General features: G+C 69.9%; 18 protein-coding genes. 6 read left to right on the top strand and 12 right to left on the bottom strand.

The annotated features are described in order from the left end of the window. Nucleotides 1-136 precede the first annotated feature (136 nt). Both ACF8NF_RS14970 and fmdA read right to left on the bottom strand, forming a co-directional pair. Entirely contained in the window at nt 137-484 is a 348-nt protein-coding gene (locus tag ACF8NF_RS14970) for a zinc ribbon domain-containing protein (protein WP_016452200.1), read from the bottom strand. A 17-nt stretch (nt 485-501) separates the two neighbouring features. Continuing rightward, entirely contained in the window at nt 502-1,734 is a 1,233-nt protein-coding gene (gene fmdA, locus ACF8NF_RS14965; protein WP_046241120.1) for a formamidase, read from the bottom strand. Between the two features lie 366 nt (nt 1,735-2,100). On the opposite strand from fmdA, the gene ACF8NF_RS14960 reads away from it, so the two are divergent. From ACF8NF_RS14960 to ACF8NF_RS14945, 4 genes are read left to right on the top strand one after another with little or no spacing between them, the layout of a single operon-like run. Continuing rightward, on the top strand, nt 2,101-2,505 hold the full coding sequence (locus ACF8NF_RS14960) for a Zn-ribbon domain-containing OB-fold protein (protein ID WP_026062701.1): 405 nt from the start codon (nt 2,101-2,103) through the stop codon (nt 2,503-2,505). Next, entirely contained in the window at nt 2,502-3,713 is a 1,212-nt protein-coding gene (locus tag ACF8NF_RS14955; protein ID WP_392450787.1) for a thiolase, read from the top strand. Before ACF8NF_RS14960 ends, ACF8NF_RS14955 begins: the two co-directional genes overlap by 4 nt. Nucleotides 3,714-3,735: 22 nt before the next feature. Then, on the top strand, nt 3,736-4,893 hold the full coding sequence (locus tag ACF8NF_RS14950) for an acyl-CoA dehydrogenase family protein (RefSeq protein WP_013800068.1): 1,158 nt from the start codon (nt 3,736-3,738) through the stop codon (nt 4,891-4,893). A gap of 5 nt (nt 4,894-4,898) precedes the next feature. Then, complete coding sequence (locus tag ACF8NF_RS14945; RefSeq protein ID WP_017406618.1) at nt 4,899-5,327, top strand: PaaI family thioesterase; 429 nt, start codon at nt 4,899-4,901, stop codon at nt 5,325-5,327. Between the two features lie 43 nt (nt 5,328-5,370). Here the strand turns inward: ACF8NF_RS14945 and ACF8NF_RS14940 are convergent, their stop codons facing one another. Then, nucleotides 5,371-6,285 carry a LysR family transcriptional regulator gene (locus ACF8NF_RS14940; protein ID WP_012202113.1) on the bottom strand — a complete coding sequence of 305 codons (915 nt, stop codon included), beginning with the start codon at nt 6,283-6,285 and terminating at the stop codon, nt 5,371-5,373. Nucleotides 6,286-6,445: 160 nt separating this feature from the next. Here ACF8NF_RS14940 and ACF8NF_RS14935 point away from each other — a divergent pair, with 160 nt between their 5' ends. Together ACF8NF_RS14935 and ACF8NF_RS14930 are read left to right on the top strand one after the other, a co-directional pair. Beyond that, nucleotides 6,446-7,747 (top strand): CaiB/BaiF CoA-transferase family protein, encoded by a 1,302-nt coding sequence (locus ACF8NF_RS14935; protein WP_209670512.1) that lies wholly within the window; start codon nt 6,446-6,448, stop codon nt 7,745-7,747. Between the two features lie 672 nt (nt 7,748-8,419). Then, nucleotides 8,420-10,072: a methyl-accepting chemotaxis protein gene (locus tag ACF8NF_RS14930; protein ID WP_034365601.1), complete on the top strand. Its 1,653-nt coding sequence runs from the start codon at nt 8,420-8,422 to the stop codon at nt 10,070-10,072. On the opposite strand, the gene ACF8NF_RS14925 is transcribed toward ACF8NF_RS14930, so the two are convergent. The 9 genes from ACF8NF_RS14925 to ACF8NF_RS14885 form a co-directional block, all read right to left on the bottom strand. Beyond that, nucleotides 10,073-11,071: a porin gene (locus ACF8NF_RS14925; protein WP_026062702.1), complete on the bottom strand. Its 999-nt coding sequence runs from the start codon at nt 11,069-11,071 to the stop codon at nt 10,073-10,075. Between the two features lie 298 nt (nt 11,072-11,369). After that, the gene (locus tag ACF8NF_RS14920) at nt 11,370-12,692 is read right to left on the bottom strand and encodes a Fe-S oxidoreductase (RefSeq protein ID WP_209801375.1); all 1,323 of its coding nucleotides are present in this window, start codon (nt 12,690-12,692) and stop codon (nt 11,370-11,372) included. A gap of 22 nt (nt 12,693-12,714) precedes the next feature. Beyond that, nucleotides 12,715-13,779 carry a homocysteine S-methyltransferase family protein gene (locus tag ACF8NF_RS14915; RefSeq protein ID WP_017406622.1) on the bottom strand — a complete coding sequence of 355 codons (1,065 nt, stop codon included), beginning with the start codon at nt 13,777-13,779 and terminating at the stop codon, nt 12,715-12,717. A 247-nt stretch (nt 13,780-14,026) separates the two neighbouring features. Next, nucleotides 14,027-14,722, bottom strand: a complete 696-nt coding sequence (locus ACF8NF_RS14910) for a helix-turn-helix domain-containing protein (protein ID WP_016447398.1) — start codon at nt 14,720-14,722, stop codon at nt 14,027-14,029. Nucleotides 14,723-14,776: 54 nt separating this feature from the next. Then, nucleotides 14,777-15,862, bottom strand: a complete 1,086-nt coding sequence (locus tag ACF8NF_RS14905) for a hypothetical protein (RefSeq protein ID WP_016447397.1) — start codon at nt 15,860-15,862, stop codon at nt 14,777-14,779. A gap of 59 nt (nt 15,863-15,921) precedes the next feature. Beyond that, on the bottom strand, nt 15,922-17,076 hold the full coding sequence (locus ACF8NF_RS14900) for an NAD(P)/FAD-dependent oxidoreductase (RefSeq protein WP_392450786.1): 1,155 nt from the start codon (nt 17,074-17,076) through the stop codon (nt 15,922-15,924). Between the two features lie 153 nt (nt 17,077-17,229). Continuing rightward, nucleotides 17,230-18,663 (bottom strand): efflux transporter outer membrane subunit, encoded by a 1,434-nt coding sequence (locus ACF8NF_RS14895; protein WP_046982621.1) that lies wholly within the window; start codon nt 18,661-18,663, stop codon nt 17,230-17,232. Next, on the bottom strand, nt 18,656-21,862 hold the full coding sequence (locus ACF8NF_RS14890; RefSeq protein WP_061287500.1) for an efflux RND transporter permease subunit: 3,207 nt from the start codon (nt 21,860-21,862) through the stop codon (nt 18,656-18,658). Before ACF8NF_RS14890 ends, ACF8NF_RS14895 begins: the two co-directional genes overlap by 8 nt. A gap of 13 nt (nt 21,863-21,875) precedes the next feature. Continuing rightward, nucleotides 21,876-23,090: an efflux RND transporter periplasmic adaptor subunit gene (locus ACF8NF_RS14885; protein ID WP_016447393.1), complete on the bottom strand. Its 1,215-nt coding sequence runs from the start codon at nt 23,088-23,090 to the stop codon at nt 21,876-21,878. Between the last annotated feature and the right edge of the window lie 29 nt (nt 23,091-23,119).

The following is a 23,119-nucleotide window of genomic DNA, read 5'->3' as shown; positions in this document are numbered from 1 at the left end:
CGGGCAACGGGCGGCGGCTTGCCGCGCGGCCCATTCTGGGCAAGCCGCCCTGCGCCGTGTTTCGCGAATGTGGAAGGCGCGCTTCCAGGGCTCCCAAGCGGTGGAAACCCTGGGAAGCGGTCCACTCCGATGCAGCCTAGTGGCTGATCATCCAGGGCCGCCGCGAGGGCGCGGACTTTGCGCCGTTGGGCGCCGTCACCGTGGCGCTGCGCCGCCCCGATCCGCAGCAGCCGCAGCCTGCCGGGTGCCTGAGCCGCGCATAGTCATAGTCGCGCGAGCTGGCGGGCTCGTGGCGCGCGCGCTCGTTGGTGGCCATGGCGCGGCGCGTGCCGTCGGCCATCAGCGCCAGCCGGGGCGCGGCGGCCAGCACGCGCGCAGCCGCCGTGCCGCAGCCAGGGCAGGCCGCAGGCTCGTCGCGCAGGCGCAGCGGCCGCAGGGCCTCGAAGCCGCCGCATTGCGCGCAGTCGTAGTCGTAGGTGGGCATGGGCGGGCTCCTTGGCGTCAGCGCAGGTCGGGGGACAGGGGCATATCCACGCTACCGTCGAACTGGACGACCGGCCCCGCCGCGTTGGGGTTGATGTCGAAGTCGAAGATGCCCGTGGGCAGCCACAGCGTGGCGCAGGAGTTGGGCACGTCCACCACGCCGCTGATATGGCCCTGCACGGGCGCCGTGCCCAGGATGGAATACGCCTGGGCGCCGCTGTAGCCGAACTTCTTCAGGTATTCGATGGCGTTCAGGCAGGCCTGGCGGTAGGCCACGTTGACATCCAGGTAGTGCTGCCTGCCGCTCTCGTCCACCGAGATGCCCTCGAAGATCAGGTAGTCGTCATAGCGCGGCGTGATGGGGCTGGGCTTGAAGATGGGGTTCTTGATGCCGTACTTGGCCATGCCGCCCTTGATGAGGCCGACCTTCATGTGCACCCAGCCGGCCATCTCGATGGCGCCGCAGAAGGTGATCTCGCCATCGCCCTGGCTGAAGTGCAGGTCGCCCACGCTCAGGCCGGCGCCGTCCACATAGACCGGAAAGAACACCTTGGCGCCGCGCGAGAGGTCCTTGATGTCGCAGTTGCCGCCATGCTCGCGCGGCGGCACGGTGCGCGCGCCTTCGGCGGCGGCCTTGTCGCGCGCTTCGCCGCGCATCTGGCCCATGTGGGCCGTGCCGGCCGACGGCGGGTTGGCCAGGCCGGGCACGCGCTCGGGATCGGTGGCGATCAGGGCGCGCTCGCGCTCGTTCCACATCTCCAGCATGGGCCGGTCGGGCAGGCAGCCGATGAGGCCGGGATGGATGAGGCCGGGGAAGTTCACGCCTGGTATGTGGCGCGAGCTGGTGAACATGCCCTTGAAGTCCCAGATCGATTTCTGGGCCGAGGGGAAATGGTCGGTCAGGAAGCCGCCGCCATTGTTCTTGGAGAAAAAGCCGTTGAAGCCCCAGAGGCTGTCGGGCTTGGCGCCGATGTCCAGCAGGTCCACCACCAGCAGGTCGCCGGGCTGGGCGCCCTTCACGCCCACGGGGCCGGACAGGTAGTGCACCGTGGTCAGGTCGATGTCGCGCACATCGTCGGCGCTGTCGTTGTTCTTGATGAAGCCGCCGGTCCAGTCGTAGGTCTCCAGGATGAAGTCGTCGCCGGGCTGGACCCAGCAGGCCATGGGAATGTCCGGGTGCCAGCGGTTGTGGACTCTTTCGTTGTCGGTGGGCGGGCGGTTCAGGTCCACCTTGATCAGCGTATCCGTCATGTGCAAAAACCTCCTGGGTGGGTGGGGATCGACAGCGGAGAACGGGCCGGGGTGCGGCACGCCATTGCCGGCCTTCCTGTAGCGCCACGCCGTGCCAAAGCGGCGGCGCGCCCTCGGTGCGCCGGCAGGCGGCGCAGGGCGGGTATGAAGAAAAGGCCGGGAATGCATAAACACCATAGCAGCCGTGCCTGCCGGCCCGCCTAGGCAGCAACCCTGGGTTGACAGCCGGACGCCGGCGCTGGTGAAGCCACCCTTCCAGATTGGCGAATTGAAGCGGCACCGCGATGCGGGCATGCTGGCGGACAGCCGCTGCCCTGCATGCCGCCGTGCGCAGCGCCAAGAACACAAAGAATGGAAACACCGCCAATGCACCTGAGCGCACAGACCCACTACCAGGCCGAACTCGATGCCGGCCGTTTCTGCATACAGCAGTGCCCGCAATGCACGCGCCATGTCTTCACCCCGCGCGAGCTGTGCCCGCACTGCGGTGCCAGCCCGCTGCGCTGGGTGCGCGCCAGCGGCCAGGGCACGGTCTACTCCACCTCCACCGTCGCACGCAAGAGCGATGCCGGCGGCGACTACAACGTGGCCCTGATCGACCTGGACGAAGGCGTGCGCATGATGGGCCGCGTCGAAGGCATTGCGCCGGCCGACGTGCGCATAGGCCAGCGCGTGAGCGCCCATGTGGCGAGCAAGGACGGACGCGGCCTGGTGCTGTTCCAGCCCGCGCTGCAACCGGCTCCACAGGCTTCCCGTGGAGGTGCAGCATGAGCGCCCGTATCCCCCAATCCACCCTGGACGCCGCCGCCGTGAACCGCCCGCTGCGCGGGCGCGTGGCCATTGCCGGCGCCGCCACCTATGGCTGCGGCGAGGCACCCGGCATGGACGACATGACCCTGCTGGTGCGCGCCGCCCATGCGGCCGTGGCCGATGCCGGCCTGACCATGCAGGACATCGACGGCCTGGCCACCTGCAGCGTCAACGCCAGCATGTGGACCATGCCCGTGATCGAGCACCTGGGCATCAACCCCACCTACGTGGACGGCACGATGATCGGCGGCAGCAGCTTCATCGCCCACCTGCTGCCCGCCATCCGCGCGCTGGAGGCCGGCCAGTGCAAGGCCGTGCTGGTGTGCTACGGCAGCGCCCAGCGCTCGGCCACCTTCGGCCGCAAGGAAGGCCAGGCGGCGCGGCGTTTCCTGGACCCGCAGCCCTATGAGTTCCCCTACGAGCCCGTGCTGCCCGTGACCGCCTATGCGCTGGCGGCCGCGCGCCACATGCACGAGTTCGGCACCACGCGCGAGCAGCTGGCCGAGGTGGCCGTGGCCGCGCGTGCCTGGGCCCAGCTCAACCCCGAAGCCTTCATGCGCGACCCGCTGATCATCGAGGACGTGCTCTCGGCCCGCCCCATCGCCAGCCCCTTGAGCGTGCGCGACTGCTGCCTGGTGACGGACGGCGCGGGCGCCATCGTGCTGGTGCGCGGCGAGCGCGCCCGCGACCTGCCGCGCCCCCCCGTCTACGTGCTGGGCAATGCCACGGCCATCTGGAACCGCCAGATCTCCTGCATGCCCGACCTGACCACCACGGCCGCCGCGCAGTCGGGCGCCCAGGCCTTTGCCATGGCCGGGCTCACCGCTGCCGACATGGACATGGCCCAGGTCTACGACGCCTTCACCATCAACACCCTGCTGTTCCTGGAGGACCTGGGCTTTTGCGCCAAGGGCGAGGGCGGCGCCTTCGTGTCCGGGGGCGGCATTGCGCCCGGCGGGCGGCTGGCCGTCAACACCAACGGCGGCGGCCTGTCCTGCGTGCACCCGGGCATGTACGGCATCTTTGCGCTGATCGAGGCCGTGCGCCAGCTGCGCGGCGAGGCCGGCCAGCGCCAGCTGGGACGCCACCGCACGGCCGTGGTGCACGGCAACGGCGGCACGCTGTCCAGCCAATCCACGGCGGTGCTGGGAACCGCCGAAACCCTCTGAACCGCACAGGAAGCACACCGCAATGATCCGCGACCAAGAAACCCTCGAAGCCCTGCTGGACAGCGTGCGCCGCTTTGTGCGCGAGCGCCTGGTGCCCGCCGAGAACGAAGTGGCCGAGACCGACGAGATTCCCGAGTCCATCGTGCAGGAGATGCGCAACCTGGGCCTGTTCGGCATGACCATCCCCGAGCAGTTCGGCGGGCTGGAACTGACCATGGAGGAAGAGGTGCGCGTGCTCTTCGAGCTGTGCCAGACCGCGCCGGCCTTCCGCTCGGTGATCGGCACGACCGTGGGCATAGGCTCGCAGGGCATCCTCATCGACGGCACGCCCGAGCAGCAGGCGGCCTGGCTGCCCAAGCTGGCCACGGGCGAGATCATGGCCTCGTTCGCGCTGACCGAGCCCGAGGCGGGCTCGGACGCGGCCTCGCTGCGCACCACCGCCATCAGGGACGGGGACCACTACGTGGTCAACGGCAACAAGCGCTTCATCACCAATGCGCCGCATGCGGGCATGTTCACGCTGATGGCGCGCACCGACCCGGCCAACAAGGGCGCGGGCGGCGTCTCGGCCTTCATCGTGGATGCGAAGTCGCCGGGCATCAGCTTCGGCAAGAACGACGTGAAGATGGGCCAGAAGGGCGCGCACACCTGCGACGTATTCTTCGACAACGTGCGCGTGCCGGCTGCCAACCTCATCGGCCTGAAGGAAGGCCAGGGCTTCAAGACCGCCATGAAGGTGCTGGACAAGGGCCGCATCCACATCGCGGCCGTGAGCGTGGGCGTGGCGCAGCGCATCCTGCGCGACGCGCTGAACTATGCGCTGGAGCGCAAGCAGTTCGGCCAGCCCATCTGCGAGTTCCAGCTGGTGCAGGCCATGCTGGCCGACAGCCAGGCCGAGCTGTATGCGGCCGAGTGCATGGTGATCGACGCAGCGCGCCGCCGCGACGAGGGCCGCAACGTCTCCACCGAGGCCTCGTGCTGCAAGATGTTCGCCACGGAGATGGTGGGCCGCGTGGCCGACCGGGCCGTGCAGATCCTGGGCGGCTCGGGCTACCTGGCCGAGTTCGGCATCGAGCGCTTCTACCGCGACGTGCGGCTGTTCCGCCTGTACGAAGGCACGACCCAGATCCAGCAGGTCATCATCGCGCGCAACATGGTGCGCGAGGCGCGCGCCGCATGAGCCACATGAGTGCACCGCCCCCCGACCGCAATGCCTTCATGCGGCTGATCGGCGCCTCGCAGGTGCCCGCGCCGCCCGGCAAGGTCCATGTTCGCCTGCCCCACATGCGCGAGGAACTGCTCAACCAGCTGCCGGCCGCGCACGGCGGCGTGCTCATGACGCTGCTGGACTCCGTGATGTCGCGCGCCGCCGGCGAGCTGCCCGGTGCGCCATCGCAGACCGCCGTGACGGTGGAGATGAGCAGCCGCTTCCACCGCCCGGGCAAGGGCGCGCTGCTGGCCGAAGGCTGGGTGGTGCACGCCAGCCGCAGCCTGTGCAGCTGCGCGGCGCAGTTGCTCGATGAAGACGGAAAGCTGGTGGCCACGGCCACCGGCACCTTCAAATACTGGCTGGCACCGACCACGCTGGACCGGGGCACGGCCCAGGCCGACTGAACGGTCGGCGGTCGGCGGTCGGCGGGCAGCCGTCGGTGGGCCCCTACTCCAGCGTGAGCCGGCCCTGTGCGTCGGCCACCAGCAGCTCCACCAGCTCCTGGGCGAAGGACGGCAGGGCCTCCAGGCTGCGCACGCAGATCTGCATCTCGCGCACCGACCAGGCATCGGACAGCGGCACGATGGCGATGTCCATGGAATGCGCATGGCGGCTGGCGGCCGACTCGGGCAGCACGCCCACGCCCACGCCGGACTCGATCATGCGGCAGGCCGTCTCGAAGTTGCCCACCTGGATGCGCTGCTTGATGGGCCGGTGCAGCTGGTCGCTGGCCTGGCGCAGGAAGGCGTGGATGGCGCTGGATTCGTGCAGGCCCACATGGTCCAGGTCCAGCGTGTCGGCAAAGGCCATCTGCATCTCGCCATCGAGCGCATGGCCGCGCGGCACGACCAGCACCAGGCGGTCGCGGCGGTAGGGCAGGGTCTCCAGGTTCTCGGTGCGCACCAGGCCGGCGACGATGCCGATGTCGGTCTGCCCCTCGGTCACGGCACGCACGATGTCGTGCGACAGGCGTTCGCGCAGGTCGATGTTCACGTCGGGATTGCGGCGCAGGTAGTGGCGCAGCACGGGCGGCAGGAACTCGCCCAGCGAGGTGGTGTTGGCAAACACCCGCACATGGCCCTTGATGCCGCGCACGTACTCCTGCATGTCGCCGCGCAGGTGCTCGATCTGGCCCAGCACCATGCGCGCATGGGTGACGAAGGCCTGGCCCGGCGGCGTCAGCGTCACGCCCTGGCTGGTGCGGTACAGCAGCTTGGTGCCGATGCTCTCTTCCAGGTTCTTGATGCGGGTGCTGGCCGCCGGCAGGGAGATAAAGGAAAGTTCCGCGCCACGCGTCATGCTGTTGGCGTCGGCGATGTGCACCATGAGGCGCAGATCCACAAGATCGAAATGCATGGCCATCCGGCATTGTAGAAAGCCGCAGCGGCCCCGGCTGAGCCCTGCGCGTCAGTACAAACCGCAGTGCCGGCCGGGCGCGAACGCGCGCTTTCACAAATGCGAAGCCACGGCGGGCCGCCGCGCCGTAGCATGGCCCATCTGCCCGGGATAGCCGCCTCAGCCCATGAACCACACAGCAACCCCCTCCCCCAGCCCCATCCACAACACGGCCACCCAGACCGCAGGAGCGCTGGGCCATCTGCGCGTGCTCGACCTCTCTCGCGTGCTGGCCGGCCCCTGGTGCACGCAGAACCTGGCCGACATGGGGGCCGACGTGATCAAGATCGAAAAGCCCGGCGAGGGCGACGACACGCGCCACTGGGGCCCGCCCTTCTTCCCCGATGCGCAAGGCAATCCCTCGGACAACGCCGTGTACTTCGCGGCCTGCAACCGCAACAAGCGATCGGTCACCGTGGACATGGCCACGGCCGAGGGCCAGCGGCTGATCCGCGAGCTGGCCATGCAAAGCGATGTGGTGGTGGAGAACTTCAAGACCGGGGGCCTCAAGCGCTACGGCCTGGACTACGCCTCGCTGAGCGCGCTGAACCCGCGCCTGATCTATTGCTCGGTCACGGGCTTCGGCCAGACCGGGCCGTATGCGCCGCGCGCCGGCTACGACCTGCTGGTGCAGGCCATGAGCGGCCTCATGAGCATCACGGGCCGCGCCGACAGCGAGCCCGGCGGCGGCCCGCTGCGCGTGGGCGTGGCCGTGATCGACCTGTTCACGGGCATGTATGCCACCACGGCCATCCTGGGCGCACTGGAGGCCCGCCACCGCACGGGACGCGGCCAGCACATCGACATGGCCCTGCTGGACGTGGCCATGGCCGTGCTGGCCAACCAGGGCGCGGGCTTCCTGAACACCGGCCATGTGCCGGGCCGCCAGGGCAACACCCATCCCAGCGTCGTGCCCTACCAGGACTTCCCCACGGCCGACGGCCGCATGCTGCTGGCCATCGGCAACGACGGCCAGTTCGCGCGCTTTTGCGAGGCGGCCGGCACGGACTGGGCGAGCGACGAGCGCTTTGCCACCAATGCCGGCCGCGTCACCCACCGCGACGCGCTGATCCCGCTGATGGCCGATCTCACGCGCAGCCGGCCCACGGCTGAATGGATCGCGCTGCTGGAGGACAAGGCCGTGCCCTGCGGCCCCATCAACCACATCGGCCAGGCCTTCGACGATGCGCAGGTGCGTGCGCGCGGCCTGCGCGTGGAGCAGGAACGCTACCCGGGCGCCACGCCGCCTGCCGGCGAGACCATCAACCGCGTGGTGACCACGGCCAGCCCGCTGCGCCTGTCGGACACGCCCACCACGCTGCGCCATGCGCCGCCGGCCCTGGGCCAGCACACGGACGAGGTGCTGCGCGAGCGCCTGGGCCTGGATGCACAGCAGCTGCAGGCCTTGCGCGACCAGGGCGTGGTCTGAACGACCGGCATCGGCAGGCACCTGGCACACGCTGTCGCGCGGCTGTCCTGACGTCCTGAAGGCTGGGGGCCGGCCCGTCGCACCGGCGCACATGACGGCACAAATGACGGCACAAATGACGGAGCGAAAGCCGGTGCGAAGACGGTGCGGACGGCCGTGTCGCGCGCCCGCAAACCGCTTTTAGGACACGTCCTATCGAAAATCAGATAGGAAGCATTCTCATCATCTGGCGGTGCGGAAATAATCCCCACCACAGATGCACATAGCCAATTCTTTCCTGTCCGAAATCCCTAGGACACCCATCCGCAGCACCTGGGCGCAGAAGGCGGCAGCCGCCGCCAAGCACCGGGCCGCAGCTGGCGTCCGGGCGCCAAAAGGTGTAGGCGGACGGCTCGGCATCTTCCGCATCCACCGCCCCTGCCCTGCATCAGGCCCGCGCATGGCCAGCCGCAGTCCTGCCGCCCTGGAAGGGCCTGCGCCATGAGACCCCGCATCAAGGGCCGCATCTGCCGGACCTCGGGCTGGTTCCCCCCCTGAGCGCACGCGCCGGCCCTCGTCATTGCCTTCGTTGATCCCTTTCCACCTTGCTCTGCACCGCAGGCCAGGTGTGCCCTGCTGCACGCCTTTTTTTGCTCCCTTGCCGTTCAAGGGATACGACTTCAGAACTTCGCCATGCAAGCCTTTCGCAACCTCAAGATCTCCTCCAAGCTGCTGCTGGCCTTCCTGGCCGTGCTGGCGCTGACCACCTTCGTGGGCCTGTATGCCGTGATGCGGCTCAGCCAGATCAACCAGGCGTCCGTCGACATCGCCACACGCTGGATGCCCTCGTCGCGCATGCTGCTCACCATCCGCGCCACCACGGCGCGCTACCGCGCCAACGAGCTTCAGTACCTGATCTCCACCAGCGACCAGGATATCAAGGCCTTCGACGCCATCATGAGCGACCTGTGGAGCAAGATCCAGACGAACTACGACAACTACGCCAGCTTCATCCAAACCGAGCAGGAAAGGGCGTCCTACGACGAGCTGGGCCGGCTGCGCAGCGCATATGCCAGGGAGCACGCCATGATCATGACCCTGGCACGCAACGGCCGAAAGGACGAAGCCTTGGTGCTGGCGCAGGGTGAATCGCTGGAGCTGAGCCGGCGCCTGTACGACCAGATCGACCGCATGGTGCAGATCGACCACGATGCCGGCCAGGAGGCCAACAGGCACGCCAATGATCTGTACCGCAGCGCGCGCGCCTGGGTGGTGGGGCTGCTGGCCGCCAGCATCGCGCTGGGACTGGCGCTGGCGCTGGCGCTGGCGCGCATCGTGGCGCGGCCGCTGATCGAGGCCGTGGGCGTGGCCCAGGCCGTGGCCGAAGGCGACCTGACGCGCCGCATCCAGGCCACTACCACCGACGAAACAGGCCAGCTGCTGCACGCGCTGCACCGCATGGACCAGAGCCTCATCCACATCGTCAGGCAGGTGCGCAACGGCACGGACTCGATCGCCACGGCCTCCAGCCAGATCGCCTCGGGCAACAACGACCTGTCGCTGCGCACCGAGCACCAGGCCAGCTCTTTGCAGGAGACGGCCGCCTCCATGGAGCAGCTCACCGTCACCGTGCGCCAGAACACCGACAACGCGCGCCAGGCCAACCAGCTGGCAGCCTCGGCCTCGACCGTCGCCCAGCAAGGCGGCGAGGTGGTATCCCAGGTGGTGGACACCATGGACGCCATCCATGCCTCCTCGCGCAAGATCGCCGACATCATCGGCGTGATCGACGCCATCGCCTTCCAGACCAACATCCTCGCGCTCAACGCCGCCGTCGAGGCGGCGCGCGCCGGCGAGCAGGGCCGGGGCTTTGCCGTGGTGGCGGCCGAGGTGCGCGCACTGGCGCGACGCTGCGCCGATGCGGCCAAGGAGATCAAGCTCCTCATCGAGGACTCCAACGGCAAGGTCAGCACCGGATCGGCCCTGGTGGCGCAGGCCGGCCAGACCATGCAGAACATCGTCAGCAGCGTGCGCAACGTGACCGACATCATGGGAGAGATCACCGCTGCCAGCGTGGAGCAGACGGCGGGCCTGGAGCAGATCAACCAGGCCATCTCCCAGATGGACCAGGTCACCCAGCAGAACGCGGCCCTGGTCGAGCAAGCCGCCGCAGCAGCACAGTCCCTGCAGGAACAGGCCTACGGCCTGCAGCAGGCCGTGAGCGTCTTCAAGCTGGAGCGCGGCATGGAACTCACCGCCCTGCCCGCCACCCCTCAGCCCATGCCGGCTCCAGACCTGGCCAGGATCACCAGCGCAGCCCAGTCAGGCCGCTGGGAAGCGCATTGATCAGAACGAATGGGCCATGCCCACGCCGAAGGCCGTGCGCGAGCTCTGGTTCTCGTAGCGCTGATGGCCCAGGCTGGTGTAGAGCATGGTGCGCTTGGACAGCGCGTACTCGGCGCCCAGGGACAGCATGTTGTTGGTGTCTCGGTCCAGGCGCTGGCGCGCATAGCTGGCCTTGAGCGTGGTCGCGCCCATGCCGTAGGTGGCGCCCAGCGAGACCATGCGCGACTTGTCGGGCCCCGTGCCGGGCGTGCCCGACTTGCTGCGGTCATAGGCCAGCATCACCGCCGCCGTGCCGATGCGGTACTTGCCGCCCATGTACAGGTCGGTGTCGCCGCTGCCGTTGCGCTCGTGCGCCACCATGGCCGCCACCGCGCCCTGGTCGTAGTTGACCGATACCGAACGCGCACGGCCCTGGCGGCCGGGCGCCTGGGTGCGTTCGGGCGAGGCGCTCAGGTGCAGGGAAAAGCCGCCGAACTTGGGCGAGTCGTAGAACACGCCGTTGGACATGCGGCCGTATTCGGGCGAGCCGTTGTTGCTGGCGCGGTCGGTGGGCGTCAGGTAGTGGGCCATGTGCCAGGCCGGCGAGGCGATGCGGTTGAAGTTGCCCCAGGGATCGAACTGCCACTCCTGGCTCCACATGGCGCTGAGCGCGCGGCCCAGGCGCAGGTGGCCCCAGTTGCCCTGCAGGCCCACGGTGGACTCGTCATGCCAGAAGGGCTTCTTCGGATAGTCCTCGGTCAGGCCCGTGTCCAGGTCGAAGCGCGTGCTCAGGCGGAAGGTGGCCTTCAGGCCGCCGCCCAGGTCCTCGAAGCCGGCAATGGCCAGGTTGCTGCGCTGAATCGTTCCCAGCTTGCTGGTCTTGTCGAAATCCCGGAACACACCCGCGTCCAGATAGCCACTGATGGTGACGTTGGAGCCGGCGCCAGATGACTGGGCGGCCACCGGCAGGGCGGCAGCGATGGCGAGAGAGGCAAGGGTCAAGCGGGAGGTACAACGCATCCTGAACGGGTTCCTGAAATGAAAGATGGCACAACACCGGCGCGGCCCGGGGGCATGCGCGAACGGCGACGGGGGCTGCCACAACGGGGGTGGCTGGAAAGGTGCGCGGCGGGCTGGTGGCCAGCCGCGACTTGAAGGCAGCCAGGATGCAGATCGCAGCATGATCGCTGCACATTCGTCAAACATCCCGGCCAAAGACGTCAACCGCGCAGGTGGCGGGCAACAGGCGGCATTATGAAAGCAGGGGCCGGCGATGACCACGCCACCGTCAGGCCCGGTCAGTTTCGCAAGGCCGGCCTCAGCGGCTGCGCTCGGTGCGCGACACGTCCCAGAGCCGGTTCATCTCGCTGCAAAAGGGCTGGGCACAGGGCGCGCGGCCCTCGTACTGGCAGCCTTCGGTGGTACAGAAATGCGACTGGTGCTCGAAGGCCCGGCGCTCGCGCGGCAGGGCGCCCGAAGCCTGGGCCGCCGCCATGTGCAGCCAGGGATCGTTGCGCTGCTGCAGCATCTGCTGCACCTCCTGCGCGAACGCGGGCGACAGCGACGCCACCGAGGCCAGCCCGGCCGGCGATGCCATGGCGCCACCGGGCTGGCGCAGCGGCTGCAGCTCCAGCAGCAGCAGGGCGCTGGTGCGCAGCGCATCGGCGCCACGCGGCTGCACCACCACGGCCACCGGCCCCGAGGCCAGGGACTGCAGCGATGCATCCAGCGGCAGGCGCAGGCCCGGCTCCGTGGCCTGCGCGCCCGCCAAGGGCAGCGCAGCGCCCGCAGGCAGGGCCGCCGCCGTGAAAGGGGCCGCACCCGGCGCGCAAGCCGATGCGGCCGCCAGCGCCATGGCCGCGCCCTGCGCCTGGGCCCAGGCCTGGGGCACCTGCAGGCTCAGCGTGAAGCCGCGCTCGCCCTGCGGCGTCAGCAACGTGCCCTGCTGCACCCACCAGCTTTGCAGGGCGGGCAGGGTCTGTGTGGCCCCCCCGGCAGCGCCGCCTGCAATGCCCCCTGCTGGGCGCGCCCCGGCCTGCGGCGCCAGCCCGGATCCGGCCAGCAGCGCATCCATCACCTTGCCCTTGGCAGCCGCCACGGCCAGCGTCACTGCGGCAGCGGTGGGCGGCATGGAGGCCGCAGGCGTTGTCGATGCAGACGGGATGGGCGGTCCGGCCTGGGCCGATGGAGCGCTCCGGGGATCCTGCCCGCCAGTCGCCGTCGTGCCTGCCGCCAGCGCCTGGAGCAATGCCGCCGAGCCCGGCTGGGCCGCCAGCAATTGCAGGGCCTGGCCCTGCTGGGTGCCCACCTGGGCCAGCAGGGCCTGCAGCAGCCGGCCCAGCGCCTCGGACACGCCGCTGGCCGGCCACTGCGGCGCAGGCGCGCCGGGGCTGGCCTGCACCTGGCGCGCCAGCTGGGCCACCAATTGCTCGAAGGCCTGCAGGCGCAGGCTTTGCAGCATCTCGGGCGACCAGCGCACGGCCGTGGCCGCTGGCGGCGTGACGGGAACGGAGGGTGAGGCGGATGACGCGGGTGAAGCCGGCGCCACCGGCGCACCAGCGGCCGGGCCGGGCACAGGCGCCGCCACGGGCTGCGGCAGCCCTGCGGCTGGAGACGGGACGGGCGGCAGCGGCGAACTCATGTCAGAGGCTCCGCCCGCGCGATCAGGCCGATTCCGGGTAGAACAGGCGGCGCGTGGGCGTGCTGCCCACGGCCTTGGCGATGGCGCCGATGTGGTCCGGCGTGGTGCCGCAGCAGCCGCCCACGATGTTGACCAGGCCTTCGGCCGCGAACTCATGCACCAGGCGGCTGGTGACTTCGGGCGTTTCGTCAAAGCCCGTGTCGCTCATGGGATTGGGCAGGCCGGCGTTGGGGTAGCAGCTGATGAAGGTCTCGGGCGCGGCCTTGTTCAGTTCCTGGACGTAGGGGCGCATCAGCGCCGCGCCCAGCGCGCAGTTCAGGCCGATGGACAGCGGGTTGGCATGGCGCACGCTGTGCCAGAAGGCCGTCACCGTCTGCCCGGACAGGATGCGGCCCGAGGCATCGGTCACCGTGCCGCTGATCATGATGGGCAGGCATTCGCCGCTTTGCTCGAAGGCCTCGTCCACCGCGAACAGCGCGGCCTTGGCGTTGAGCGTGTCGAAGATGGTCTCGACCAGGATGACGTCGGCGCCGCCCTCGATCAGCGCCAGCGTCTGCTCCAGGTAGGCCTGGCGCAGCTGCTCGAAATTCACGTTGCGCGCGCCCGGATCGTTCACGTCGGGGCTGATGCTGGCCGTCTTGGGCGTGGGACCCAGGGCGCCGGCCACGTAGCGCGGATGGCCCGGCGTGCTGTACTTGTCGCAGGCCGCGCGGGCCAGCCGGGCGCTCTCGAGATTCATCTCGCGCGCCAGATCGGCCATGTGGTAGTCGTCCTGCGCAATCGTGGTCGCGCCGAAGGTGTTGGTCTCGATCAGGTCGGCGCCGGCGGCCAGGTACTTCTCATGGATGTCGCGGATCACGTCGGGGCGGGTGAGCGACAGCAGCTCGTTGTTGCCCTTGACGTCATGCGGGAAGTCCTTGAAGCGGTCGCCCACGCTGCCCGGGCCCGTGTAGCCCTGGCCCCGGTACTGGGCCTCTCCCAGCTTGAAGCGCTGGATCATGGTGCCCATGGCGCCGTCAAGAATGACGAGGCGCTTGGCAAGGATGGCGGGAAGCTCTTTGGCGCGGGTGTACTGGGGCAGGCTCATGGGCAGCGATTGTAGGAATTCCGGGGCGGCCGTGCCGGGCACGAGGATTCCCCCAGAAAAACGGCCTGCGCCCCAAACAAAAGGCGCGACCTATGAAACTAGCGCGCCCCCACGCCAGAGACACCGAGGAAGGGCCTATGCCGGCCGCGCCGCCCCGCACCGAGGGTGTCGCCCCCTCCCGCGTAGCGAGAGAGGGCGCCGTGCACACGGGGGAAGCGGCGCAGCCGCTCAGGGGGTGCTAACCATTTCAGCTGCAGACAGAGACGACTTGAGCCGGCTGGCGGCTCAGGCTCACATACACATGGCCCACGCCGCTGTCGAAATACGCGGCCTCATGGCGGCCCAGCTCCACCGATTCGCCGTTCTCGAACAGGATGCGCACCCGGCCCGAGAGCACCATCACGAACTCCTGGCCCGCATGGCGGATGGTCTCCGAGAATTCGCCTGCCTCGCGCGCATTGATCACGGCCACCAGGGGCTGCATCTTCTTGCCCGGGAAGGCGCCGCACAGCACGCTGTAGAGGTACTGGTCGGTCTCGTAGCGCTGCACGTCCTCGAAACGGTCCTTGACCACGGTGGGCGTGTCGCCGGCCGCCTGCTGGGCGTCTCCGACCATGAACAGCCGTGTCATGTCGATGTCCAGCGCATTGCCCAGCATGAGCACCTTCTCGTAGCTCAGCGCGATCTGGCCGCGCTCGGCCTTGGAGATGGTGGACACGGCCAGGCCGCTGCTTTCGGCCACCTGCTGCAGCGTCAGGCCGCGCTCCTTGCGGGCCTTGCGCAGCTTGGCCCCCACTTCGTGCTTGCCTGCGGGCAGGGCGGCGGCCGTGCGGGCGCCCGGCAGCACGGCGGCAAGGACCTGGTCTGCCGTGGGAAGCGGACTGGAACGAGGGCTGGGGCCGGGACCAGGGGCGGGACTGGTGCGAGGACGGGGGCTGGGCATGAAGCGGGCGATCGGGGCTGGCGACCGCCCGATTCTAGGGTCAGGCCCGCCCCCTCAGGTGCCGCGCAGATCGGCCTGGGGCGCCGGCCCGCGGCCCATGCGCAGCCAGCCTGCCAGCGCGCAGGCCATGAGCGCGAAGCCGATGTAGCCATAGACCGGGTACACCATGCCCACCAGCGTGATGAAACCCGCGAAGCTGCCGCCCAGTGCCACCACGCCCGCCACGCCCGTGCCCCAGCGAAAACGCGGCGTGCCGGCCGGCAGGATGCGGGCCACGAAGGCATAGAGCATGCCCACGGCGGTGTTGAGGATCATGCCGAAGATGACCAGCGACATCAGGTGCCCCAGCCAGGGCGAGATCTGCGTGGCCAGCGCCAGCATGGGCATGGACAGACCGCCCAGCGTGTCCATGCGCCAGACCATGGCGGCCGCGATCAGCAGCATCAGCAGGCCCAGCAGCAGCCCGCCGGCCACGCCGCCCCACAGCGCCACGCGGCGCGAGCTGGCCTGGCCGCCCATGATCACCAGGAAGGGCATGCCCGCCACCACGTTGTAGGAGACATAGAGCAGCGCCGCCACCAGCCAGTGCCCCGCACCCCGGGGCTGGGCGGCGGTGGCGGCCTCCAGCGCGGCCGGCTCGCCCTGGGGCGTCACCAGCACGTAGCCTGCGACCACCACGGTCATGAACACCAGCAGCGGCGTGACCGCGCCGATGAAGGCGATCACCCGGCCCACGTCCAGGCAGACGATGAGCACCGTGGCCACGGTGGCCAGCACGCTGCCCCAGACCTCGGGCAGGCCCAGCCACTGGTGCAGCAGCGAGCCCGCGCCCGCCAGCATGACCACCGTGATGGCGAAGAGGAAGAAGGTGATCAGCACATCGAACACCATGCCCACATGCCGGCCCAGCAGGGCCTGCACCACCTCCTTGTGCGAGCCGGCCTGCAGGCGCTGGCCCATGGTGGAGAACGCCATGGACAGGAAGACGAAGGCCAGGGCCGCCACCAGGCAGCCCGCCAGGCCGATGGCGCCAAAGCCCGCGAAGAACTGCAGTATCTCCTGCCCCGAGGCGAAGCCCGCCCCGACGATGACGCCGACGAAGGCGCCGGCAATCCTGCTCACTTCCTTGAATGCACCCATGCCTGTCTCCTTGGATTGTTGTGTGTTGCGGGGGCTGAAAAAGCGAAAAGGCAGGCGTCTCAGGCCGCGAAGCGCTCCGGGCTCAGCCGCCGGGCATCGACGCCCTGGGCCAGCAGCTCGGCGGGCAGCGGCTCGCGCATCAGCAGCGCGGCAGCGGCGGCCGAGGCGCCGGCGGCCGTCTGTATGCCGTAGCCGCCCTGCCCTGCCAGCCAGAAGAATCCTTCACGGCGCGCGTCCCAGCCGATCACGAAGTCGTCGTCGGGCGCAAAGCTGCGCAGCCCGGCCCAGACATGGCGCGGCCGGCGTATGCGCAGGCGGGTCAGTGTCTCGATACGGTCTATACCCATGGCCACGTCCAGTTCCTCGGCCACCACGTCATGCGGCGGCACGGGATCGGCATTGGCGGGCGAGCCCAGCAGCTGGCCCGCATCGGGCTTGAAGTAGAAACTCTCGTCCACGCCGATCACGGCAGGCCAGCCGTGGATGTCCTCGCCCTCGGGTGCGGCAAAGGTGAAGGCCGAGCGGCGCCGGGGCTCGATGCCCAGCGGCCGCGCGCCGCACAGCCGGGCCACGGCATCGGCCCAGGCGCCTGCGGCATTGACCACGGCGCGGGCACGGACCTGCGACCCGTCCTGCAGCACCAGGGTCCACAGGCCCTGGCCATCACCATCCACCTCGCGCTCGGCGCCGGACAGTTCGGCGCCGCAGCGCAGCCGCGCACCGGCACGCGCCATGCCGCGCAGAAAGCCCTGGTGCAGTTCGGCCACGTCGATGTCCATGGCGTCCAGGTCATGCACGGCACCCACCAGCTGGCTCTCGTCCAGGCAGGGCACCAGGGTGCAGGCCTGGCGCGCGTCGAGGCGCTCGGCGCGCAGGCCGTCGCGGCGGTACATGGCCAGGGCCTCGTCCAGCTGGGGCTCCTGGCCGGCCGTGCCTATGTAGAGCACGCTGCGCGGCTGCAGCAGCGCGTGCTCGCAAAAACCTTCGGGCGGCGCGCTGTAGAAGGCGCGGCTGGCGCGTGTCAGCGCGCGTATCTGCCCGGTGCCGTAGCTTTCCATGAACATGGCGGCCGAGCGGCCCGTGGCGTGGTATCCGGGCTGCGGCTCGCGCTCGAGCACCAGCACCGAGGCGCCCGCACCGGCCAGCCGCCAGGCCACGGAGGCGCCGGCCATGCCGGCACCGATCACGGCGAAATCCAGAACCTGGCTTTCCATCATCCATCGCTCCATTTTTTTCCAATGAGAAAATTATCCGATAAGAAAAAAATGAGGCAAGCCCTTCTGACTCCTGGTTTTCACCGGGGGTCCGCACAAGCGAAAAAAAGGGACGGCGCCTGGCCGTCCCTTTTTGCAACGCACGCCTTGTGCTCAGGCTGGCGGCAGCTTCCCGTCCCAGCCACCGGCCAGGGCCTGGTACAGCGCCACGGCAGCGCGCAGGCCGCGTGCGCGGCTGTCGGCGGCGGCGTCCTGGGCCGCGTAGAGGTCGCGCTGCGCATCCAGCACTTCGTACAGGCCCACGCTGCCCAGGTGGTAGCGGCGCAGCGCCAGCTGTTCTGCGCGCTGGCGCTGCTCGGCGGCCTGGGCCAGGTGGGCATCCTCGGTGCGCGTGCGCTGCAGGCGCACCAGGGCGTTCTCGGCGTCCTCCAGCGCCAGCAGCACGGTCTGCTGGTACTGGGCCAGCGCGGCCTGGGCGCCGGCCTCGCTGGCCGCGATGCGCGCACGCACGCGGCCCACGTCGAGGAAGGACCAGTCCACGCCCAGGAACACGCTGCTGGTGGCGCTGCCGCCCTCGAACAGCGCGCCGCCGTGCAGCGCCGTGCTGCCCAGCAGCCCGCCCAGCGACAGGCGCGGGAACAGGTCAGCCGTGGCCACGCCGATGCGCGCCGTGGCCGCATGCAGCCGAGCCTCGGCCACGGCCACGTCCGGACGGCGGCGCAGCAGGCCGGCCGGTGTGCCGGGGTCGATGGCCGGCGGCAGCTGCGGCAGGGCGGCAGGCACATCCAGCGCGGCGATCAGCGCCTCGGGCACCTGGCCCGTGAGCACGGCCAGCCGGTGCTGGGCCATGGCGATCTGCGCCTGCAGTGCCGGGATGCGCGAGCGCGTGGCCTCCAGCTGGGCCTGGGCGCGCGCCAGGTCGAACTCGGTGCCGCTGCCGTGTGTGAGGCGCAGCTGCACCAGGCGCAGCGTGTCCTGCTGGTTGGCCGCATTGGCTTGGGCCAGGGCCAGGCGCTGCTGCCAGCCGCGCAGGTCGGCATAGCTGCCCGCGACCTGGGCCGCGATGGCCACCTGCAGCGCCGCGAGATCGGCCGCGTCGGCGCGCAGGTCGGCACGCCGCGCCTCGATGTTGCGCCGCACGCGGCCGAACACGTCGATCTCCCAGCTGGCCGACAGCCCGGCCGTGTAGCTGCGCTGGCTGCGCGGCCCGTAGAAGGCCTCGCTCTCGCTGCGCTTTTGCTGCGTGGCCTGGCCCGACATCGTGACCGTGGGGAACTGGTCGAAGCGGCTTTCGCTCAGCAGCGCCTGGGCGCCGTCCAGCCGTGCCAGCGCCACCTGCAGGTCCTGGTTGCCGCCCAGCGCCTGCTCCACCAGCCGCGTCAGCTGCGGGTCCTGGAACTGGCGCCAGAAGGCGGCATCGGGCTCGGCCTGCGGGGTGGCCGGTGCAGGCTCGGCCCGCGCGAACTGTGCTCCGGCCTGCGGCGCCGCAGGCGCCTTGAAGTCGGGGCCGACCGCGCAGCCGGCCACAAGCCCGGCAGACGCCAGCGCCAGCGCGTGTCGGCTCAGGGATTTGCGGATTTCAGACATGGTGGGGCTCCAGGGGTGCGGCTTTGTCGGAGGGTGGGAAGGCAGGCGCGGCATGTGCAGGCGCATGCCCCGTCAGCGCCCGGCCCGAGAGCCGGCGCAGCGTGACGTAGAACACCGGCGTGAGGAACAGGCCGAACAGGGTCACGCCCAGCATTCCGGAGAACACCGTCACCCCCGTGGCCGCGCGCACCTCGCTGCCCGCGCCGCCGCCGATGAGCAGGGGCACGGCACCGGCGATGAAGGCGATCGAGGTCATGACGATGGGCCGCAGCCGCAGGCGGCAGGCCTGCAGCGCGGCATCGACGATGCCCACGCCGCGCAGCTCCAGCTCGCGCGCGAACTCCACGATCAGGATGGCGTTCTTGCAGGCCAGCCCCATCAGCACCACCAGCCCCACCTGCACGAAGACGTTGTTGTCGCCGCCGGCCAGCCAGACGCCGAACAGCGCCGCGCAGATGCACACGGGCACGATGAGGATGACGGCCAGCGGCAGCGTCCAGCTCTCGTAGAGCGCGGCCAGCACCAGGAAGACCAGCATCACGGCGATGGCGAAGACCACGGCCGCCGCATTGCTCTGCTCCACCTGCTGGTAGCTGAGGTCGGTCCAGGCCAGCTCGATGCCGCGCGGCAGCGTGCGCTGCGCGATCTCCTGGAGCTTGGTCAGCACCTCGCCCGAGGACAGCACGCGCGGGTCGGAGTCGCCGATCAGGTCGGCCGCCGGGAAGCCGTTGTAGCGCAGCACCGGGTCGGGCCCGAAGCTGGGCACCACGGTGACCATGGAGCCTATGGGCACCATCTCGCCGCGCGCATTGCGCGTGCGCAGCCGCGCGATGTCCTCCACGGCCTGGCGGTGGTCGGCATCGGCCTGCAGCATCACGCGCCAGACGCGGCCGAAGGCGTTGAAGTCGTTGACGTAGACCGAGCCCAGGTAGGCCTGCAGCGTCTGGAACAGGTCGGTCAGCGCCACACCCTGCGCCTTGGCCTTGGTACGGTCCACCTTGACTTCGAGCTGCGGGATGTTGGACTGGTAGCTGCTGACCGGATAGGTCATGCCCGGCGTTTTGGCGATCTCGGCCTGGAAGGCCTGCAGCGCCTGCTGCAGCGCCGCGTAGCCCAGGCCCGCGCGATCCTGCAGGAACAGCGAGTAGCCCGAGCCGTTGCCCAGGCCCTGGATGGGCGGCGGCATCAGCGCGTAGGCGAAGCCGCCCTCGATCTGCGCGAACTTGGCGCCCAGCTCGGCATTGATCTCCTCGGCGCTGCGCGTGCGCTCGCCGAAGGGCTTGAGCATGATGTAGGAGCTGGTCAGGTTGGGCGTGGTCGTGGTCTGCAGCGCATTGAAGCCCGCGAAGGCAGCGACTTTGTCCACGCCCTCCACGCTGTGGGCCAGCTCCACGATCTGGCGCGTCACCTCGGAGGTGCGGCCCAGCGAGGCGCCCTCGGGCAGCTTGGCGCCGCCGAACAGGTACAGCTTGTCCTGCAGCGGGATGAAGCCGCCCGGCACGGCCTGGAACAGCACGGCCGTGCCCGCCAGCAGCGCCGCGTAGACCGCAAACACCAGGCCGCGGCGGCGCAGCGACTGCCCCACGGAGTTCTGGTAGCCGTGCGCGCTGCGGTCGAAGAAGCGGTTGAAGGGCCGGAAGAACCAGCCCAGGCTGCGGTCCAGCCCGCGCGACAGCAGATCGCGCGGCGCGCCGCGCGGCTGCAGCAGCTTGGCCGCCAGTGCAGGCGACAGCGTCAGCGAGTTGATGGCCGAGATCACCGTGGAGATGGCGATCGTCACGGCGAACTGCTTGTAGAACTGGCCCGTCACGCCGCTGAGGAAGGCCATGGGCACGAAGACCGCGCACAGCACCAGGGCGATGGCGATGATGGGGCCCGAGACCTCCTTCATCGCCAGGTGCGCCGCCTCCAGGGGCGAGTGGCCCTCCTCGATGTAGCGCTCCACGTTCTCCACCACGACGATGGCATCGTCCACCACGATGCCGATGGCCAGCACCAGTCCGAACAGGGTCAGCGTGTTGATGGAGTAGCCCAGCAGGTACAGCCCCGCGAAGGTTCCGACGATGGACACGGGCACGGCCAGCAGCGGAATGATGGAAGCACGCCAGGTCTGCAGGAAGACGATGACCACCAGCACCACGAGGATCACCGCCTCGATCAGCGTGCTCTGCACCGCCTTGATGGAGTCGCGCACGAAGACCGTGGGGTCCCAGACGGTCTCGAAGTTCACGCCTTCGGGCAGATCCCTGGACAGGCGCTCCATGGTGGCGTAGACCTCCCGCGCCACGCCCAGCGCATTGGCGCCCGGCGACAGGAAGATGCCCACGGCCGCCATCTGCCGCGTGTCGCTGAGCGAGCGCATGCTGTAGTCGCTGGCGCCCAGTTCGATGCGCGCCACGTCGGACAGGCGCACGACCTGGCCGTCGGCACCCCCCTTGAGCACGATGGAGCCGAACTCCTCGGCCGTCTTCAGGCGGCCGCGCACATTGATGGACAGCAGCTTGTCCGAGCCCTTGGGGCTGGGCTCGGCGCCCAGCTGGCCGGCCGATACCTGCACGTTCTGCTCGCGGATGGCGGCGATCACCTCGGCGGCGGTGAGCTGGCGTGCGGCCACCTTGCTGGGGTCCAGCCAGACGCGCATCGCATAGTCGCCTGCGCCGTACAGCGCCACCTCGCCGATGCCGGGGATGCGCGCCAGCTCGTCCTTGATCTTGAGCGTGGCATGGTTGCGCAGGTACAGCGCATCATGGTTGCCGTCGCTGGAGGTCAGGCCCGCATACATCAGCGGCGTGGACGAGCGCTTTTGCGTGGTCACGCCGTACTGGCGCACTTCCTCGGGAAGGCGGCTCTGCGCCTGGCTCACGCGGTTTTGCACGCGCACGGCTGCCGTGTCGGGGTCCACGTCGGCGCGGAAGGTGGCCACCACCTGCAGGCTGCCGTCCGAGGCCGCGACCGACTTCAGGTAGATCAGGCCTTCGACGCCATTGATCGCCTCCTCCAGCGGCACGGCCACCGACTCGGCGATCTCCTTGGGATTGGCGCCCGGATAGGTGGCGCGCACCACCACGCTGGGCGGCACGACCTCGGGATACTCGCCCACGGGCAGCTGCGGAATCGCAACCAGGCCCACGGCGAACAGGATGATGGAGAGCACGACCGCGAAGATCGGGCGGTCTATGAAGAATTTGGAGAAATCCATGGTGCGTCCCGGTTCACTGCGCGGCCACGGCCGACGCCTGGGCCACCGCCGCCTGCCCATCGCCGGGCGCAGGCTTGGGGCTGACCGGCATGCCGGGGTAGTAGATGCGCTGCAGGCCGCCGACCACGAGGCGGTCGCCCGCCGCCAGGCCCTTTTGCACCACGCGCCGGCCATCGACCATGCGGCCCAGCTCCAGGTCGCGGCGCTCGGCCTTGTTGCCCTCGCCCACCACATACACGTACTTGCGGTCCTGGTCGGTGAGCACGGCCTTGTCGTCGATCAGCAGCGCCTGCTGCCCGCCGCCGCCCTGCTCGGACTGCCCTGACTGCAACTGCACGCGCGCGAACAGGCCCGGCGTCAGCAGGCGGTCGGGATTGGGCATGCGGGCGCGCATGCGCACCGTGCCCGTGCCGGCGTTGAGCTGGTTGTCGGTGAAATCCAGCGTGCCCTTGTGCGGGAAGCCCTCATCGCTGGCCAGGCCCATGCGCACGGGCCGGCCCTTGCCGCCGTTGGCGGCGTTGGCGGCCTGCTGGTGGCGCAGGAAGCTGTGCTCGTCCGCATCGAAATACACATACACCGGGTCCTGCGAGACCACGGTGGTCAGCACGCTCTGGTCGGCCTGGGCCAGGTTGCCCACGGTGAGCAGGGCGCGGCCCGCGCGGCCGGAGACCGGCGCGCGCACCTCGGTGAAGTCCAGGTTGAGCCGCGCGGCCGCCAGCGCGGCCTCGGCGGCACGCACCTGGGCGGCGCTCTGGGCCATGGCGCCGGCACGCGTGTCGGCTTCCTCGCGCGAGACGGCATGCTCGGCCACCAGCTGGCGGGCACGCTGGTCCTGGGTGCGCGCCAGGGCGGCGCCGGCACGCGTGCGCTCCAGCTCGGCCTCGGCGCTGGCCAGGGCCGCGCGGTAGGGCCGCTGGTCGATCACGAACAGCAGCTGGCCCTTCCTGACCTCCTGCCCCTCGCTGAAGGCAATGCGCTCGATATAGCCCGACACGCGCGGGCGCAGCTGCACGGAGTCCACGGCATCGATGCGGCCGTTGAACTCGTCCCAGACACGCACGCTGGCCGGCACGACCTCGCTCACCAGCACCTCGGGCGCAGGCGGCGGGCCGTCGCTGGCATGGGCATCGCCCACGGCCTGCGGGCGGCAGCCGGCAAGCAGGGCCAGCGCCGCCAGGGCGCCTCCGAACAGGGCACGCCGCAACGGCGGCGGGGGAAGAACTGGCATGGATCGACTCTCCTTGAGGGGGATGGGCA

The organism is Delftia sp. WSY_22 (assembly GCF_043104185.1).
In the GTDB taxonomy this organism is placed as follows: Bacteria; Pseudomonadota; Gammaproteobacteria; order Burkholderiales; family Burkholderiaceae_C; genus Comamonas; species Comamonas tsuruhatensis.
The sequence above is the reverse complement of the archived record's forward strand: the minus strand, read 5'-3'. Positions and strand labels throughout refer to the sequence as shown.